Here is a 15,668-nt window from a genome sequence, read left to right as displayed (position 1 = left end):
CGTACTGCTATGGCTGACGCCGGTGTCTCCGCACGCCAACTGGCGTTGCGCGTAGGAGTGACAGGCAAGACGGTCGAGCGCTGGCTGGCCGACGACGCGCTGATCCCGCACGCGAGGAACAGGGAAGACACCGCAGCCGCGTTGGGAGTTGAGGCAGAGATGTTGTGGCCCAAGGCCGTACGGAACAAGGCCGGGACCGGCACCGACGGCGAACTCGTACGGAGCTATCCGTACCGGTCCGCCTGCCCGTCGTCGGTCTGGGGAGAGCGGGTCGCGGCCGCCTCGGAGCACATCTTCCTGGCGGGTTACACGAACTACTTCCTGTGGCTGGAGCAGCCCGCGTTCGTGGAGACCCTGCGCCGGAAGGCTGACGAGGGGTGCCGCGTACGGTTCCTGCTCGGCGATCCGGAAGGAGAGGTCACGCGGGAGCGCGAGCGGATCGAGGACGTGGCCCTGTCGGTTTCCACGCGCATCCGGATCTCGCTGGAGCACCTGGCGAAGCTGTCCGGGACGCCGGGCGTCGAGGCGCGGTTCTCCGACGCCGTGGACGCCATGAACCACGTCTCGCTGTCCGTCTTCCGCTTCGACGCGGACGCGCTGGTCACCCCGCATCTGGCGCGGCTGGTCGGCCACGACTCCCCGCTGCTGCACTTCCGCCGCCGGGCCGACGGCGGCATGTTCGACCGCTTCGCCGAACACGCGGAGGAGCTGTGGGGGCGGGGGCGGGCGGTCTGACCTCGGCAGTCCCGCCGCGGCCAGGGGTGCCCGCCCTTGCCCCGCACCCTCACCCCTCCGCCGGCGCCACCCCCACCGGGCACGAAACCCCCGTGCCCCCGATCCCGCAGTACCCCGCCGGGTTCTTGTCGAGGTACTGCTGGTGGTACCCCTCGGCCGGGTAAAAGGGGAGGTCGGTGGCGGGGCGGATCTCGGTGGTGATGGCGCCGTAGCCGCGGGTGCGCAGGACCTCGGCGTAGGCGTCGCGGGAGGCTTCGGCGGCCTGCTGCTGGGCGGGGGAGTGGGTGTAGAGGGCGGAGCGGTACTGGGTGCCGACGTCGTTCCCCTGGCGGAAGCCCTGGGTCGGGTCGTGGGATTCCCAGAAGAGCTTCAGCAGGGCGGTGTACGGGACGACGGTGGGGTCGTAGACGACGCGGACGGCCTCGGTGTGGCCGGTGTGGCCGCTGCAGACCTCCTCGTACGTCGGGTTCGGGGTGTGGCCGCCCTGATAGCCGACGAGGGTGGTGTGGACGCCCTCGGCCTGCCAGAACTTCCGCTCGGCGCCCCAGAAGCAGCCGAGGCCGAAGTCGGCGATCTCGGTGCCCTCCGGGTACGGGCCGAGCAGGGAGGTGCCGAGGACGGTGTGCCGCTCGGGGACGGTGAACTCCCGCTCGGGGCGGCCCTTGAGGGCTTCCTCGGGGGTCGGGAGGTGATTCTGGAAGCGGGAGAACAGCATCGCGATCAGGCTCCGGGGGACGACGGCGGGTGGTGGCAGGCGGCCGCCCGCCACCAGGACGGTGGCATCAGCGGCAACGCCGGGAGAGGCGGGGGCATTCCGGCGGCGGCCGGTCATGGGGCACGACCGGCTCCGGGCGGCGGCCGTCCGCAAGGGCACGAGCCCGGCCCGCCCGGTGCCGGGTCGCCGCACGCCGAGGCTCGCCCGCGCGTCTCGCCCAAGCGCCGCCCGCAAGGTACGAGCCCGGCCCGCCCGGTGCCGGGTTGCCGCACGCCGAGGCCCCCCGCGCGTCTCGCCCGAGCCTCGCCCGCAAGGTACGAGCCCGGCCCGCCCGGTGCCGGGCCGCCGCACGCCGAGGCTCGCCCACGCGCCTCGCCCAAGCCCCGCCCGCCAGGCACGAGCCCGTCCCCGGGGCACCCCGACCGCCCGGCCCAAGCCCCCGGCCCAGGCACACCAGGCCGAACCCCGGCCACCTCACCCTTCCGGCGCTATGGACCCGGCTCCCGTGCCCCCGCTCCGTTCCCATCCCGCCACGGCCAGGGCGCGGTAGGCGGCGTACTCCGCGGCGGGGTTGTGGCCGTACGACCACGGGACGGCGCCGACGTGGCCGTCGACCTCGCGGAGCTGGTCCAGGGCCTCGCCGTAGCGTTCGGCGCGGACGAGGAACCAGATCAGCAGATGGCGGACGTGCGGGGCCATCGGGTGGTCGGCCGGGGCCTGGCTCAGGGCGTAGTGGGCGCCCTCGATCGCCCGCTCGATCACGGCGCTCTGGTAGAGGCCGCGCACCATGTTGGCCTCGGGGAGGTGCTCGTAGACGGCGAAGAGGGGCAGCGCCGGGAGCAGGCTGCCGGACGGCGCCCCGGAGGCGGCGCGTTCGGCGAACGCCTCCGCCTCCTCGCGCGAGCCGTGCCACTTCCGCGACCAGTACGGGAGCGCCGCGAGGTGCGCGCCCATGTGGTGCGGTGCGCGGCGGGCGGCCTTCTCCCACAGCTCGGCGTAGTCGGCGGGGCGGTCGTGCAGCCCCCGGGCGACGGCCAGCTCGATGATGTACGGGATCGGGCTGCCCGGGGCCAGCAGCGCGGCCTCGCCGCAGACCGTCCGGGCCTCCTCCAGGATCATCCGGAAGTCCTCCGACGCCGGGTCCCGCAGCGCCTGGAGGACGAGGAACTGGGCGTGCGTCTGCGCGCCCCCGGCGTCCTTCGGGTCCTCCAGCCGCCAGCGCCGCAGCCACACCCCGCCGCCCCGCGGCGCGCCCGGCGCACCACCGGGACCGTCCTGCTCCCGGGCCAGCTCGAACGCGGCCGCGCCCGCCAGCGTCTGCACCCGCTGCCAGCGCCGCTCACCGTCCTCGGGGGTGGCCCGCAGCAGCGCCGCAGCCGGCCGCCAGTCGTGGGTGCGCCGCAGCTCGGCGAGGACGTGCTCCAGCTCCTCGTCCGGGCCCGGCAGGCGGACGTCGAGGGAGTCGAGCGGGACGAAGCCGTAGCCCGCGACCGGGTCGCCGACCCGCGGCGGGCCCTGCTCCCTGAACTGCTGCGCGGTCCGGCGGCGCCGCAGCCACGGCAGGAGGACGACACCGCCGAACGCGGCGGCGGCGAGGAGTACGAGCAGAGCGTCCATGTGGTGTGTCCCGGTCGGAGGCTGGGCGGGCGGAGCGGCAGGACGCGCGGGGTACGCACGTTCTTCCTTCTCCACTCCCCAGCGAACCAGAAAGTTCCGCAGATCCCTCCGCCCGGTGGCGACTACCCTCGGTGCCCATGAGCGATCAGCGCGAACCGCGCCACCAGCACTTCGAAACCCTCGCCATCCACGCAGGTCAGGAGCCCGACGCGACGACCGGCGCGGTGGTGACGCCCATCTACCAGGTGTCCACCTACAAGCAGGACGGTGTGGGCGGGCTGCGCGGCGGCTACGAGTACAGCCGCAGCGCCAACCCGACCCGTACCGCTCTGGAGGAGAACCTCGCCGCCCTCGACGGCGGTCGCCGCGGACTGGCCTTCGCCTCCGGTCTCGCCGCCGAGGACTGCCTGCTGCGGACGCTGCTGACCCCCGGCGACCACGTCGTCATCCCCAACGACGCCTACGGCGGCACCTTCCGGCTGTTCGCCAAGGTCGTGGAGCGCTGGGGCGTGGAATGGTCCGTCGCCGACACCTCCGACCCGGCGGCGGTGCGCGCCGCGCTGCGGCCCCGTACGAAGGCGATCTGGGTGGAGACGCCCAGCAACCCGCTGCTCGGCATCACCGACATCGCGGCGCTCTCCGCGATCTCCCGGGAGGCCGGCGCCCGGCTCGTCGTCGACAACACCTTCGCCAGCCCCTACCTCCAGCAGCCGCTGGCGCTCGGCGCGGACGTCGTCGTCTACTCCACGACGAAGTACATGGGCGGCCACTCCGACGTGGTCGGCGGCGCCCTCGTGGTGAACGACGACGCGCTCGGCGAGGAGCTGGCCTACCACCAGAACGCGATGGGCGCGGTGGCCGGCCCGTTCGACGCGTGGCTGGTCATGCGCGGTATCAAGACCCTCGCCGTCCGGATGGACCGGCACAGCGCCAACGCCGCCCGGGTGGCGGAGCTGCTGACCGCGCACCCCAAGGTGACGCAGGTCTACTACCCGGGGCTGCCGCAGCACCCGGGGCACGAGGTCGCCGCCAAGCAGATGCGGTCCTTCGGCGGCATGGTGTCGTTCCGCGTCGCCGGCGGCGAGCAGGCGGCCGTCGACGTCTGCGACCGGGCGAAGCTCTTCACCCTCGGGGAGTCGCTGGGCGGCGTCGAGTCGCTGATCGAGCACCCGGGCCGGATGACGCACGCCTCGACGGCCGGTTCCGCGCTGGAGGTCCCCGCCGACCTCGTCCGGCTCTCCGTCGGCATCGAGTCGGTCGACGACCTGCTCGCCGACCTCACCCAGGCACTGGGCTGAGCCTGTGACACGGCCTCCTCGGGGGCCGTACGGGTTCCGGGGCGCGCCGTTCTCCGGCGCGCCCCGGGGCAGGCCCCTCTCAGGGGGTCAGGAGACCGCGCCCGTCGGCGGCATCGTCGCGGTGACGGCGGCGAGGGAGACGTTGAAACGGGTCAGCAGCGTGCAGAAGACGGCCCGTTCCTCCTCCGTCCACTCCTCGGTGACCAGCTCCATCAGCGCGCGGCGCGAGGCCCGTACCTCATCGAGGCGGGCACGGCCCCGCTCGGAGAGCTGAAGGACGACCGCCCGGCCGTCCTCGGGGTGCGTGGCCCGGCTGACCAGCCCCGCCTCGACGAGCGGCGCGACCTGCCGGGTGACGGTCGAGGAGTCGATCCCCATCCCGGCGGCGAGCGCCTTCACACCCATCGGACCTTCCTGGTCCAAGCGGTTGAGCAGCAGATACGCGGCGCGGTCCATGGAGTTGCGCGCCTGGCCGACCCCGCCGAGGCGGCTCTGCTCGGCACGGCGGGCGAACACCGCCACTTGGTGCTGCAACGCGTCCAGAACGGCGGGGTCGGTGGGGGTCGACATGTCCGAAGAGGTGGGCATGGTCGGGAGCTCGCTTCATGGGGGGCTGAGGGATCGGTGGACAAGGTTACGCGGAAGTGACCGGCCCCTGTCCGCGGAAAGCCGGGACCGGCCCGTACCGCCCCCGCCCGTCAGGGGCGTACGGGACACCGCCGCACGCCCCTGACGTACGCCCTGATGCCGGGCCCGGGCACAGCGCCGGGGCGTGCCCCCCACCCGGCACGGCTCCCGTCGGCCGTCCGGCCCGGCACGCGCCCCCACGCCCGTCCGGACATACCGGATGTCCGCCCGTCACCTGCCCTGACGTGCGGAAACACCGGGTCCGGCGTATCCGCCGCGCGGCCGGTGCGTGCGCTTGGTCCCCCCGTCCTGTCCGCACCTTGGCCGGAAAAGGTCCGACGGCCGCCGGACTGCCAGACTGACGTCATGCACGACCACACGCCCCCTCCGCATCCCGCGACCCCCGCAGACGAGGCGGGCGGGCTCACCGTGGAAGACATCCGCGAGGCCCACAAACTGCTCTCCTCGGTCGCCCGGGCCACCGCCATGGAGGGCAGCCGGTACCTCTCCGGGCTGGTCGGCGCGCCCGTTCACCTCAAGTGCGAGAACCTCCAGCGCACCGGATCCTTCAAGATCCGCGGCGCGTACGTCCGGATCGCCGGGCTGACGGCGGCGGAGCGGGCGGCCGGGGTCGTCGCGGCGAGCGCCGGGAACCACGCCCAGGGCGTCGCGCTCGCCGCCTCGCTGCTCGGGGTGCGGTCCACGGTGTTCATGCCGGTCGGCGCTCCGCTGCCGAAGGTCGCCGCGACCCGCGACTACGGCGCCGAGGTGCGGCTGCACGGCCAGGTGGTGGACGAGGCGCTGGCCGCCGCCCAGGAGTACGCGCACCGCACCGGCGCGGTCTTCATCCACCCCTTCGACCACCGGGACATCATCGCGGGCCAGGGCACCGTCGGACTGGAGATCCTGGAGCAGTGCCCCGAGGTGCGCACCGTCGTGGTCGGCGTCGGCGGCGGCGGGCTGGCCGCCGGGGTCGCCGTCGCGGTCAAGGCGCTGCGGCCGGACGTCAAGGTCATCGGCGTGCAGGCGGCGGGAGCCGCCTGCTACCCGCCGTCGCTGGCGGCCGGGCACCCCGTGGCGGTCGGGGGGCTCTCCACGATGGCCGACGGCATCAAGGTCGGGCGCCCCGGTGACGTTCCGTTCCGCCTCGTCGAGAAGCTGGTCGACGAGGTCCGTACGGTCTCCGAGGACGCGCTGGCCGGGGCGCTGCTGCTCTGCCTGGAGCGGGCGAAACTGGTGGTGGAGCCCGCCGGGGCGAGCCCGGTGGCCGCGCTGCTGGAGGAGCCCGGGGCGTTCGAGGGCCCGGTCGTCGCGGTGCTGTCGGGCGGCAACGTCGACCCGCTGCTGATGCAGCGCATCCTGCGCCACGGTATGGCCGCCGCCGGCCGCTACCTCTCCCTGCGGCTGCGCCTGACCGACCGCCCCGGGGCGCTCGCCACACTGCTCGGCGTCCTCTCGGAGGCCGACGCCAACGTCCTCGACGTCGGCCACGTCCGCACCGGCCCCCGCCTGGGCCTGACCGAGGTCGAGGTGGAGCTGCAACTGGAGACCTCGGGCCCCGAACACTGCGCCGAACTCACCACGGCACTGCGCGACGCGGGGTACACGGTGTCGGAAGCGGAGTGAGGGGGCGGACCCGGACGCGGTGCGGGCGGTAGGCGGGCCGGGGGCCGAGCACCGGGCCCCGCCCCTCCCCGCCCTGACATGCGGAAAGCGGCCCGGAGCCGCACGCTCCGGACCGCTTTTCGTATGTCGTGGGACACCTCGTGGAGATGTCCGGTGATCAGCCCGAGTACGGCTTGGCGTCGAGGATCTTCACGCTGGCCTTCTTACCGTTCGGAAGCTCGTACTCCGCGTCGGCGCCGACCTTCTTGCCGTTCACGCCCTCGCCCAGCGGGGACTGCGGCGAATAGGTCTCGATGTCCGAGCTGGCGTACTCGCGCGAGGCGAGCAGGAACTCCAGAGTGTCGTCCGGGTCTCCGTCGAACGCGATGGTGACGACCATGCCGGGAGCGACGACACCGGTGGCGGCGGGGGCCTCGCCGACCTTCGCGGTCTGCAGCAGTTGGGTGAGCTGGCGCACGCGAAGCTCCTGCTTGCCCTGCTCCTCCTTGGCCGCGTGGTACCCGGCGTTCTCCTTCAGGTCACCTTCCTCGCGGGCCGCCGCGATCTTCTCGGTGATCTCGGCGCGTGCGGGACCAGACAGGTACTCCAGCTCGGCCTTGAGCTGGTCATACGCCTCCTGGGTCAGCCAGGTGACGCTTTCGCTGGTCTGGGTCACAGGTGCTCCTCGTCGGTACTGGGGATAAATCAAACGCCCTACCAGGGAAGGATTGCGCCTTCACGGGTGGGCGAAACCACGACCCTAACAATTCCGGCACAAAACGGGGAAGGGGAAATCCTCAGGGAACTCTCATGTGCGCCGAAACCCCAGGTCATCAGGGGTGGCCGCACCCCGGCCGGGTGACGGCCCGGGCACGCCGGGCCACTCGCGGGCCGCTTCCCGGGGCGACGGCCGGGCAGGGACCACGCGCCGCCTCCCGGCCGCGTACGGACCGGGGCCGCCCCGCGGTCCGCCTCAGCGGCCGTCCGGGGAGGAGCAGCCGACCAGCTCCGCCGTGGTCGCCCGGCCGGTGGTCCGTACCGTCACCACCGTGTCGATCTGCTTCCCGCGCTGGTCGATGGTGACGTCCTTGCGGCCCACCTCGGCCTTGTCCGCGGAGACCGACCGCAGCGTACAGACGCCCTTGGCGTCCTCGTCCTTGACGACTTCGAGATGGACCTCGACGGCGCTGTCCGACACCGTCTCCCAGGTGATCACGCGGCCGCTGAGCTTCTCCCCGCTGATGTACGAGATCCCGCACCAGGCGACGACGCCGAGCAGCACCACCCCGAGAACCCCGCCGGTGATCTTGAGCCCGCGGTCCCCCTTGCCGCCGGAGGACCGTCCGTAGCGGCCCTCGGGAAGCCCGTCGCGTACCGCGGTCATGCTCTGTCCTCCTGCTACCGGGGCCGGGAGACGTCCGGCCTCGCGGGTTCCCGTCCGGGGAATACACGGCCCCCTCGCTTCGGTCACTATAGGAGGCATCTTCTCCAGCCTTTCACTGAGGATCGAGTCTTGACTGAGCAGCTGCGTTTGATGGCGGTCCACGCCCACCCCGACGACGAGTCGAGCAAGGGTGCGGCCACCATGGCCAAGTACGTGTCCGAGGGGGTGGACGTGCTGGTCGCCACCTGCACGGGCGGTGAGCGCGGCTCCATCCTCAACCCCAAGCTCCAGGGCGACCCGTACATCGAGGAGCACATCCACGAGGTCCGTAAGAAGGAGATGGACGAGGCCCGGGAGATCCTGGGCGTCAAGCAGGAGTGGCTCGGCTTCGTCGACTCCGGTCTCCCCGAGGGTGACCCGCTGCCGCCGCTGCCCGACGGCTGCTTCGCCCTCCAGGACGTCGACGCGGCCGCCGAGCCCCTGGTGAAGCTGATCCGTTCGTTCAAGCCGCAGGTCATCACGACGTACGACGAGAACGGCGGGTACCCGCACCCCGACCACATCATGACCCACAAGATCACGATGGTGGCCTTCGAGGCGGCCGGCGACCCGGAGCGGTACCCCGACGCCGGCGAGCCCTGGCAGCCGCAGAAGCTCTACTACAACCAGGGCTTCAACAAGCCGCGCACCATCGCGCTCCACGAGGCGCTGCTGGCCCGCGGCATGGAGTCCCCCTACGGCGAGTGGCTGGAGCGCTGGAAGGAGTTCGAGCGGCGCGAGCGCACGCTGACCACGTACGTTCCCTGCGCCGACTTCTTCGAGGTCCGCGACAAGGCGCTGATCGCCCACGCCACCCAGATCGACCCCGACGGCGGCTGGTTCCGCGTCCCGATGGACATCCAGCGGGAGGTCTGGCCGACGGAGGAGTACGAGCTGGCGAAGTCGCTCGTGGACACTTCCCTCCCCGAGGACGACCTCTTCGCGGGCATCCGCAACAATTGACCCCATGATGAGCGCGACCAGCACCCTCGCCCTGACGCACTTCGTCACCCTTGCCGACTCGTTCGACAAGGACAAGGTGACCCCCGGCATCCTCGGCTTCATCGTCTTCGCGGTCATCGGCGGCGCCGTGTGGCTGCTGATGAAGTCGATGAACCGCCACATGCGGAACGTCGATTTCGAGGAGAAGGGGGAGGGCGTCACGACCGCCCCCACCCCCTCCGCCAAGGGGGAGGCGAAAGCCGGCTGACGCCCTGACCGGGCCTGGGCGAGCGTGTGCCCGGGGCCCGGTCCGGGGACGGGGTGAGGCCGGCGGCGGCCGATCCCCCATGCCGCCCTTCCCGCGTACCGGCGCACTCCGATGCGCACGCGGTGCCGCCGCCCCCGCCCCGCCCCGTACGCGAAGATGGCCCCATGGCCAACCGACTCGCGCACGCCACCTCTCCGTATCTGCTGCAGCACGCCGACAACCCCGTCGACTGGTGGCCCTGGGAGGCCGCGGCGTTCGAGGAGGCGCGGCGGCGGGATGTGCCGGTGTTCCTGAGCGTGGGCTATTCGGCTTGTCACTGGTGTCATGTGCTCGCGCACGAGAGTTTCGAGGACGCGGCGACGGCCGCGTTCATGAATGAGCATTTCGTGTCGGTGAAGGTGGACCGGGAGGAGCGCCCGGACGTCGACGCCGTGTACATGGAGGCGGTGCAGGCGGCCACCGGGCAGGGCGGGTGGCCGATGTCGGTGTTCATGACGCCGGACGGGGAGCCGTTCTACTTCGGTACGTACTTCCCGCCGGAGCCGCGGCACGGTATGCCGTCGTTCCGGCAGGTGCTGGAGGGGGTGCGCAGCGCCTGGGCGGAGCGGCGCGGGGAGGTCGGGGAGGTCGCCGGGCGGATCACGGCGGATCTGGCGGGGCGGTCCCTGGCCGGGTCGCTGTCGGCCGCCGCGCCGCCGGACGAGGAACGGCTCGCCGGCGCGCTGATGGCGTTGACCAGGGAGTTCGACGCCGTCCACGGAGGTTTCGGCGGCGCCCCGAAGTTCCCGCCGTCGATGGTGTTGGAGTTCTTGCTGCGCCACCACGGGCGGACGGACTCCGAAGCCGCGGTGGAGATGGTCGAGGCGACGTGCGAGGCGATGGCGCGCGGCGGGATCTACGACCAGCTCGGCGGCGGGTTCGCGCGGTACGCGGTCGACGCGACGTGGACGGTCCCGCACTTCGAGAAGATGCTGTACGACAACGCGCTGCTCTGCCGCGTCTACGCGCACCTCTGGCGCGTCACCGGGGCCGGTACGGCCCGCCGGGTCGCCTTGGAGACCGCCGACTTCCTGGTCCGTGAACTGCGCACGCTCCAGGGCGGGTTCGCCTCCGCGCTGGACGCGGACAGCGACGACGGGACGGGGCACCACACCGAGGGCGCGTACTACGTCTGGACGCCCGGGCAACTGCGGGAGGTCCTCGGGGAGGCGGACGCGGAGTTCGCCGCCACGTACTTCGGGGTGACCGAGGAGGGCACCTTCGAGGCGGGCGCCTCGGTGCTGCAACTGCCGGACGGGGTCGGCCCGGTGGACGCCGAGCGCGTGCGGTCGGTGCGCGAGCGGCTGCTGGCGGCGCGGGACGAGCGGCCGCGGCCCGGGCGGGACGACAAGATCGTCGCGTCCTGGAACGGGCTGGCCGTCGCCGCGCTCGCCGAGACCGGCGCGTACTTCGGCCGGCCCGACCTCGTCCAGGCGGCCACCGACGCCGCCGACCTGCTCGTCCGCGTCCACATGGACGGCCAGGCGCGCCTGCACCGCACCTCGCGGGACGGCGTGCCCGGCGACAACAACGGCGTCCTGGAGGACTACGCCGACGTCGCCGAGGGCTTCCTCACCCTCGCCGCCGTCACCGGCGAGGGCGTCTGGGTGGACTTCGCGGGCCTCCTCCTCGACACGGTGCTGGTGCAGTTCCGCGCCGGGGACGGCAGGCTGTACGACACGGCGGCGGACGCGGAGGCGCTGATCAGGAGGCCGCAGGACCCGACGGACAACGCCACCCCGTCCGGCTGGACGGCCGCCGCCGGGGCGCTGCTCTCGTACGCGGCGCTCACCGGCAGCACCCCGCACCGGGAAGCCGCCGAACAGGCGCTCACCGTGGTGACGGCGCTGGCCGGGCGGGCGCCGCGGTTCATCGGCTGGGGGCTGGCCGTCGCCGAGGCGGCGGTGGACGGGCCCCGGGAGATCGCCGTCGTCGGTCCGCCGGACGATCCGGCCACCCGGGCGCTGCACCGCGCCGCGCTGCTCGGCAACAAGCCCGGCTCGGTCGTCGCGGTCGGCGAGCCGGACACCCACGACGCGGACGCCGTGCCGCTGCTCCACGGCCGGCCGCTGGTCGACGGTGCCCCGGCCGCGTACATCTGCCGCCACTTCACCTGCGAGCGGCCCGTGACGGACCCGGACGAGCTGACCGGGTGGCTGCGCGGAACGGTGCGCTGAGCGGCGGAGACCGGCGGCCCGGTGCCTTCTCGGTCGGAAGTCCTCCGCCTCATGACGGAGTTGACTCCGGTACGTGATCGGGCGTGAGATCGCTGCATGACGCAGCGCACCGCACGTGAAGTCCATCTGGCGGCCCGACCCGAAGGGCCGCTCACCGACGCGCACTTCGCGATCGTGGAGGTGCCGGTCCCCGAGCCCGCCCCCGGACAGCTCCTGGTGCGGAACACCCTGATGAGCGTCGCGGCGGTGATGCGCACCCTCATGGGCGAGCCCGGCGATGTGCCGCTCACGCCGTTCGCGCTGGGCGAGCCGCTGAACGGACCGGCCGTCGGCGAGGTCGTCGCCGCGCCCGGCGGTGAGGCGGCCGTCGGCGATCTGGTGCAGCACCGGCTCGGCTGGCGTGAGTACGCGCTGGTGGACGCGGCGGGCGCGCAGCGCATCGAGCCGGGGGTGCTGCCCGATCCGGCCGCGTACCTCTCGCAGGCGCCCACCGCGTGGATGGGGGTCGTCACCGGCGCCGAGGTGCGGCCCGGCGACACCGTGTTCGTCACCGGGGCGGCCGGTGGCGTCGGCTCGCTGGCCGGGCAGTTCGCGCGGGCGCGGGGCGCCGCCCGGGTCATCGGCAGCACCGGCTCGCAGGCCAAGGCCGACCACCTGGTCGAGAACCTCGGCTACGACGCCGTCGTGGTCCGGGGCGCCGGGCCGATCGAGGAGCAGCTCCGCCGCGCCGCCCCGGACGGGGTGGACGCGGTCTTCGACAACGTCGGCGGTGAGCAGCTACGCGCCGCGTTCGCGGTGGCCCGCCGCGGCGCCCGGATCGCGGTCGTCGGCGCGCTCGCCGCCCAGATGGCCGGGGAGGCGGTGGCCCCGCTGGAGATCGACGCGTTCTCGCTGCTGGGCCGCGGTATCACGCTGCGCGGGGTCACCCTCCACGATCATCTGGACCGGATCCCGGAGTGGACCGCCCGCTTCGGCGAGGGCCTGCGGAACGGCACGTTCACCTTCCCCCACGACCGGCTGTACGGCATCGAGAAGGCCCCGGCCGCCCTGCGGGGGCTGACCGAGGGACGTCATACGGGCGCGGTGATCGTGGAGTTGTGAGCCGTCGGGCGGCGGCCGCCCGCGCCTCTCCGGGCGCCTCGCGGCTTCCGCCCCGCCCGGCCGGGTGCGGTTGTAGCCTGCCGCCGTGGACAGCTTGCTCCGGCATCGATCACTCGTTCAGGAGACCGCGGCGCTGCGGTCCGGCGCGGACGACCCGGTGGCGGCGGCGCGGCGCACCTGCGACCGCATCGACGCCGTCGAACCGCACCTCCTCGCCTTCGTCCCCGAACCGGACCGGCGCACCCGGCTGACGGCCGCGGCGGAGCGCACCGCCGCGGCGTGGGCGGACGCGCCCGCGAAGCCGCCGCTGTACGGCGTACCGGTCGGCGTGAAGGACATCATCCGGGCGGACGGGCTGCCCACCCGCGCCGGTTCCGCGCTGCCGCCCGGAGTGCTCGCCGGACCGCAGGCGGCGGTCGTGGACCGGCTGGCCGCGGCGGGCGCGCTGGTCGCCGGGAAGACGGTGACGGCGGAGTTCGCGGTCACCGCGCCGGGGCCGACGCGCAATCCGCACGATGTGGCCCACACGCCGGGCGGTTCGAGCAGCGGCTCGGCGGCGGCGGTCGCGGCGGGCATGGTGCCGCTGGCCCTCGGCACCCAGACCGTCGGCTCGATGATCCGCCCGGCCGCGTACTGCGGTGTCACCGGCTTCAAACCGACCTTCGGCCGCGTCCCGACCGCCGGGGTGATCCCCAACGCCGTCAGCTTCGACACCGTCGGCTGGTACGCGCAGGACGTCGCGGGCGTCACGCTGGCCGCCTCGGCGCTCTGCGACGGCTGGCCGTCCGGGCCGCCGCCCTCCGGACCGCCCCCGGTGCTGGGCGTGCCCGTCGGCCCGTATCTGCGTCGCGCGGACGACGAGGCGCTGGCCGCGCTGAGGGCGCAGCAAGTGGTGCTGCGGCGTGCCGGGTACCCCGTCGTCGAGGTGCCGGTGATGGAGGACTTCGAGGAGATCGTCACCCAGCTCTTCACCATGAACCGTTACGAGGTGGCCCGCGCGCACACCGAGTGGTACGCGCGCTTCGGCGACCTCTACCGGGAGCAGACCGCGAACGCGCTGCACGAGGGCCACGCCGTCACGGACGCCGCGTACGCGCGGGCGCGGCAGCGGCGGACGGAGTTCCGCGCGCGGCTGGAGGCGGCCCGGCAGGCGGCCGGCGTCGATCTGTGGATCTCTCCCGCGGCCACCGGCCCGGCGCCCTTCGGTCTCTCCTCCACCGGTACGTCGGTGATGTGCCTGCCGTGGAGCAACGCCGGTCTGCCGTCGGTGAGCCTGCCCGCCGGCCGTGCCGCGAACGGGCTGCCGCTCGGCCTCCAGCTCGTGGGCCCGCCCGGCTCCGATCCGGTGGTGCTCGCCTGGGCGGCGGGCGTGGAGGAGGCCCTGTCCGCGGACGGCGCGGCGGGCGGCGGGGGCGCGGCGGCGGGCTGAGGTCGGGCCGGTCCGTTCACTCCGGAGCGGGTACCGCGCCGGGGAGGGCCGTCACACTTTCGGGGCGGCGCTCCGGAGGGCTTCTCCGGCGGCGGTTTCCGCGTCCGCCCGTGCGGGCGGGGCCGGGTCTCTCCGCCTCACTCCGCGGGGGCGCGCCGCGTCACGCCGACGAGGACGAGGACGGCGACGGCGAGGACGACGACGGCGATGGCGGCGGGACGGCGGGCGAAGGCACCGGCGGCGGCGCGGCCACCGGCGTCAGGACCAGCCCCCGCGCCAGTACGTCCAGCGCCTGCCCGACGGCCGCCCCCAGCTCCTCGCCCCGGGCGGCGGACGAGCGTGCTCCCGCCGCCCGGGGCCCGTCGGCCCAGCGCAGCAGCGCCTCCTGGAGGGCGGCCACCAGCGCCGCGCTGATCACCCGTATCTCCAGGTCGTCGGCGGGGCGGCCGGTCCGGGTGGCGAGGGCGGTGCCGAGGCGGGCGGTGGCGCGGGCGGCGTGGTCGGCGGTGCGGCGGCGGACGGCCGGGACGTCGCGGATCAGCCGGGCGCGGCGCCGCAGCTCGCGCAGTTCCCGGGCGGACAGCCGCGCGGCCACGGCGAGGGCGGCGGCGCGCAGCGCCCCGGGCAGCGCTTCCCCGGCGGGCCGGGCGGCGACCTCCGCGACCAGCAGTTCCTCGTACCCGTCCCGCAGGACGATGTCCTCCTTGGCGGGGAAGTACCGCGCGACGGTGCTGGGGGAGACGTCGGCGGCTTCCGCGATCCGGTCGGCGGAGACCGCGTCGTACCCCTCGGCGTCGAAGAGGCGGCAGGCGGCGTCGCGGATCGCCTGCCGGGTGCGGAGCTTCTTCCGCTCCCGCAGCCCGGCGGGCGCGGCGGGGCGCGGTACGGCGGGCTGCGGTCCGGCGCCCGCGTGGTCGGTCGTCACCGGTGTCAGCCGTGCGAGTAGGCGACCAGCGAGATACCGACGTAGTGGACCACGAACGCCGCCAGCGTGAAGGAGTGGAAGACCTCGTGGAAGCCGAACCAACGGGGGGACGGGTTGGGGCGCTTGATGCCGTAGATCACACCGCCCGCGCTGTAGAGGAGACCGCCGACGATCACCAGGACGAGGACGGCGATACCGCCGGTGCGCAGGAAGTCGGGGAGGAAGAAGACGGCGGCCCAGCCCATCGCGATGTAGCAGGGGGTGTAGAGCCAGCGCGGCGCGCCGACCCAGAACACCCGGAACGCGATCCCGGCGAGCGCCGCCGCCCACACCGCCCACAGCAGGATCTGCCCGCGGCTGCCCGGGACGAGCAGCATCGTCAGCGGTGTGTACGTACCGGCGATGATCAGGAAGATGTTGGCGTGATCGAGGCGCCGCAGTACGCCACCGGCGCGCGGGCCCCAGTTCCCGCGGTGGTAGAGCGCGCTGACGCCGAACAGCAGGCAGGCGGAGAGGGTGTAGACGGCGCAGGCCACCCGGCCGCGGGTGCTGTCGGCGAGTGCGGTGAGGAAGACGCCGGAGAGCAGGACGGCCGGGAACATCCCGGCGTGCAGCCAGCCCCGCATCCGGGGCTTGAGCGGAGCGGTCGCCGCGGCGGGGCCCGCCGGGGCCGCTTCGGCCGCCGCGGGCGCGGAGGGGGACGGGCTCGCTGCGGCATCGGGCGCGGAATTCATGCCGGTCATGCTAACTACGCCACCGTAAGTTCC

At 73.8% G+C, this 15,668-nt stretch carries 15 protein-coding genes; 8 read left to right on the top strand and 7 right to left on the bottom strand.

Annotated features, from left to right (window positions below):
• Positions 1–9: 9 nt before the first annotated feature.
• Positions 10–735 carry a DUF5919 domain-containing protein gene (locus tag ACGH2B_RS08805; RefSeq protein WP_399086670.1) on the top strand — a complete coding sequence of 242 codons (726 nt, stop codon included), beginning with the start codon at positions 10–12 and terminating at the stop codon, positions 733–735.
• A 49-nt stretch (positions 736–784) separates the two neighbouring features.
• Here ACGH2B_RS08805 and msrA read toward each other — a convergent pair whose 3' ends face one another.
• Together msrA and ACGH2B_RS08795 are read right to left on the bottom strand one after the other, a co-directional pair.
• On the bottom strand, positions 785–1,450 hold the full coding sequence (gene msrA / locus ACGH2B_RS08800; protein WP_399096823.1) for a peptide-methionine (S)-S-oxide reductase MsrA: 666 nt from the start codon (positions 1,448–1,450) through the stop codon (positions 785–787).
• Positions 1,451–1,924: 474 nt separating this feature from the next.
• Positions 1,925–3,067, bottom strand: coding sequence for a hypothetical protein (locus tag ACGH2B_RS08795; RefSeq protein ID WP_399086668.1), 1,143 nt, complete (start codon positions 3,065–3,067; stop codon positions 1,925–1,927).
• Between the two features lie 137 nt (positions 3,068–3,204).
• Here ACGH2B_RS08795 and ACGH2B_RS08790 point away from each other — a divergent pair, with 137 nt between their 5' ends.
• A complete protein-coding gene (locus tag ACGH2B_RS08790; RefSeq protein ID WP_399086665.1) occupies positions 3,205–4,365 on the top strand; it encodes a cystathionine gamma-synthase in 1,161 nt (386 codons plus the stop codon).
• 87 nt (positions 4,366–4,452) lie between these two features.
• Here the strand turns inward: ACGH2B_RS08790 and ACGH2B_RS08785 are convergent, their stop codons facing one another.
• On the bottom strand, positions 4,453–4,953 hold the full coding sequence (locus tag ACGH2B_RS08785; RefSeq protein ID WP_399086662.1) for a MarR family winged helix-turn-helix transcriptional regulator: 501 nt from the start codon (positions 4,951–4,953) through the stop codon (positions 4,453–4,455).
• Positions 4,954–5,358: 405 nt separating this feature from the next.
• On the opposite strand from ACGH2B_RS08785, the gene ilvA reads away from it, so the two are divergent.
• Positions 5,359–6,618, top strand: coding sequence for a threonine ammonia-lyase (gene ilvA, locus ACGH2B_RS08780; protein ID WP_399086659.1), 1,260 nt, complete (start codon positions 5,359–5,361; stop codon positions 6,616–6,618).
• Positions 6,619–6,775: 157 nt separating this feature from the next.
• On the opposite strand, the gene greA is transcribed toward ilvA, so the two are convergent.
• Together greA and ACGH2B_RS08770 are read right to left on the bottom strand one after the other, a co-directional pair.
• Entirely contained in the window at positions 6,776–7,273 is a 498-nt protein-coding gene (greA, locus tag ACGH2B_RS08775) for a transcription elongation factor GreA (RefSeq protein WP_345089889.1), read from the bottom strand.
• Between the two features lie 297 nt (positions 7,274–7,570).
• A complete protein-coding gene (locus tag ACGH2B_RS08770; RefSeq protein WP_399086655.1) occupies positions 7,571–7,981 on the bottom strand; it encodes a DUF4307 domain-containing protein in 411 nt (136 codons plus the stop codon).
• A gap of 129 nt (positions 7,982–8,110) precedes the next feature.
• On the opposite strand from ACGH2B_RS08770, the gene mca reads away from it, so the two are divergent.
• The 5 genes from mca to ACGH2B_RS08745 all read left to right on the top strand — a co-directional run bounded on the left by mca (position 8,111) and on the right by ACGH2B_RS08745 (position 13,976).
• Positions 8,111–8,983, top strand: a complete 873-nt coding sequence (gene mca, locus ACGH2B_RS08765; protein ID WP_399086652.1) for a mycothiol conjugate amidase Mca — start codon at positions 8,111–8,113, stop codon at positions 8,981–8,983.
• A 4-nt stretch (positions 8,984–8,987) separates the two neighbouring features.
• Complete coding sequence (locus ACGH2B_RS08760; RefSeq protein WP_399086649.1) at positions 8,988–9,230, top strand: hypothetical protein; 243 nt, start codon at positions 8,988–8,990, stop codon at positions 9,228–9,230.
• A 164-nt stretch (positions 9,231–9,394) separates the two neighbouring features.
• Positions 9,395–11,446 (top strand): thioredoxin domain-containing protein, encoded by a 2,052-nt coding sequence (locus ACGH2B_RS08755; RefSeq protein WP_399086646.1) that lies wholly within the window; start codon positions 9,395–9,397, stop codon positions 11,444–11,446.
• Between the two features lie 96 nt (positions 11,447–11,542).
• Positions 11,543–12,547, top strand: coding sequence for a zinc-binding dehydrogenase (locus ACGH2B_RS08750; RefSeq protein WP_399086643.1), 1,005 nt, complete (start codon positions 11,543–11,545; stop codon positions 12,545–12,547).
• A gap of 85 nt (positions 12,548–12,632) precedes the next feature.
• Entirely contained in the window at positions 12,633–13,976 is a 1,344-nt protein-coding gene (locus ACGH2B_RS08745; protein WP_399086640.1) for an amidase, read from the top strand.
• 160 nt (positions 13,977–14,136) lie between these two features.
• Here ACGH2B_RS08745 and ACGH2B_RS08740 read toward each other — a convergent pair whose 3' ends face one another.
• Both ACGH2B_RS08740 and ACGH2B_RS08735 read right to left on the bottom strand, forming a co-directional pair.
• Positions 14,137–14,901: a TetR family transcriptional regulator gene (locus ACGH2B_RS08740; RefSeq protein ID WP_399086637.1), complete on the bottom strand. Its 765-nt coding sequence runs from the start codon at positions 14,899–14,901 to the stop codon at positions 14,137–14,139.
• 5 nt (positions 14,902–14,906) lie between these two features.
• Positions 14,907–15,635 carry a hemolysin III family protein gene (locus ACGH2B_RS08735; RefSeq protein WP_399086634.1) on the bottom strand — a complete coding sequence of 243 codons (729 nt, stop codon included), beginning with the start codon at positions 15,633–15,635 and terminating at the stop codon, positions 14,907–14,909.
• Positions 15,636–15,668 lie beyond the last annotated feature (33 nt).

The sequence above is a fragment of the Streptomyces sp. BBFR2 genome, from assembly GCF_044497305.1.
GTDB lineage: Bacteria > Actinomycetota > Actinomycetes > Streptomycetales > Streptomycetaceae > Streptomyces.
This window is presented reverse-complemented; position numbering and strand designations above follow the sequence as displayed.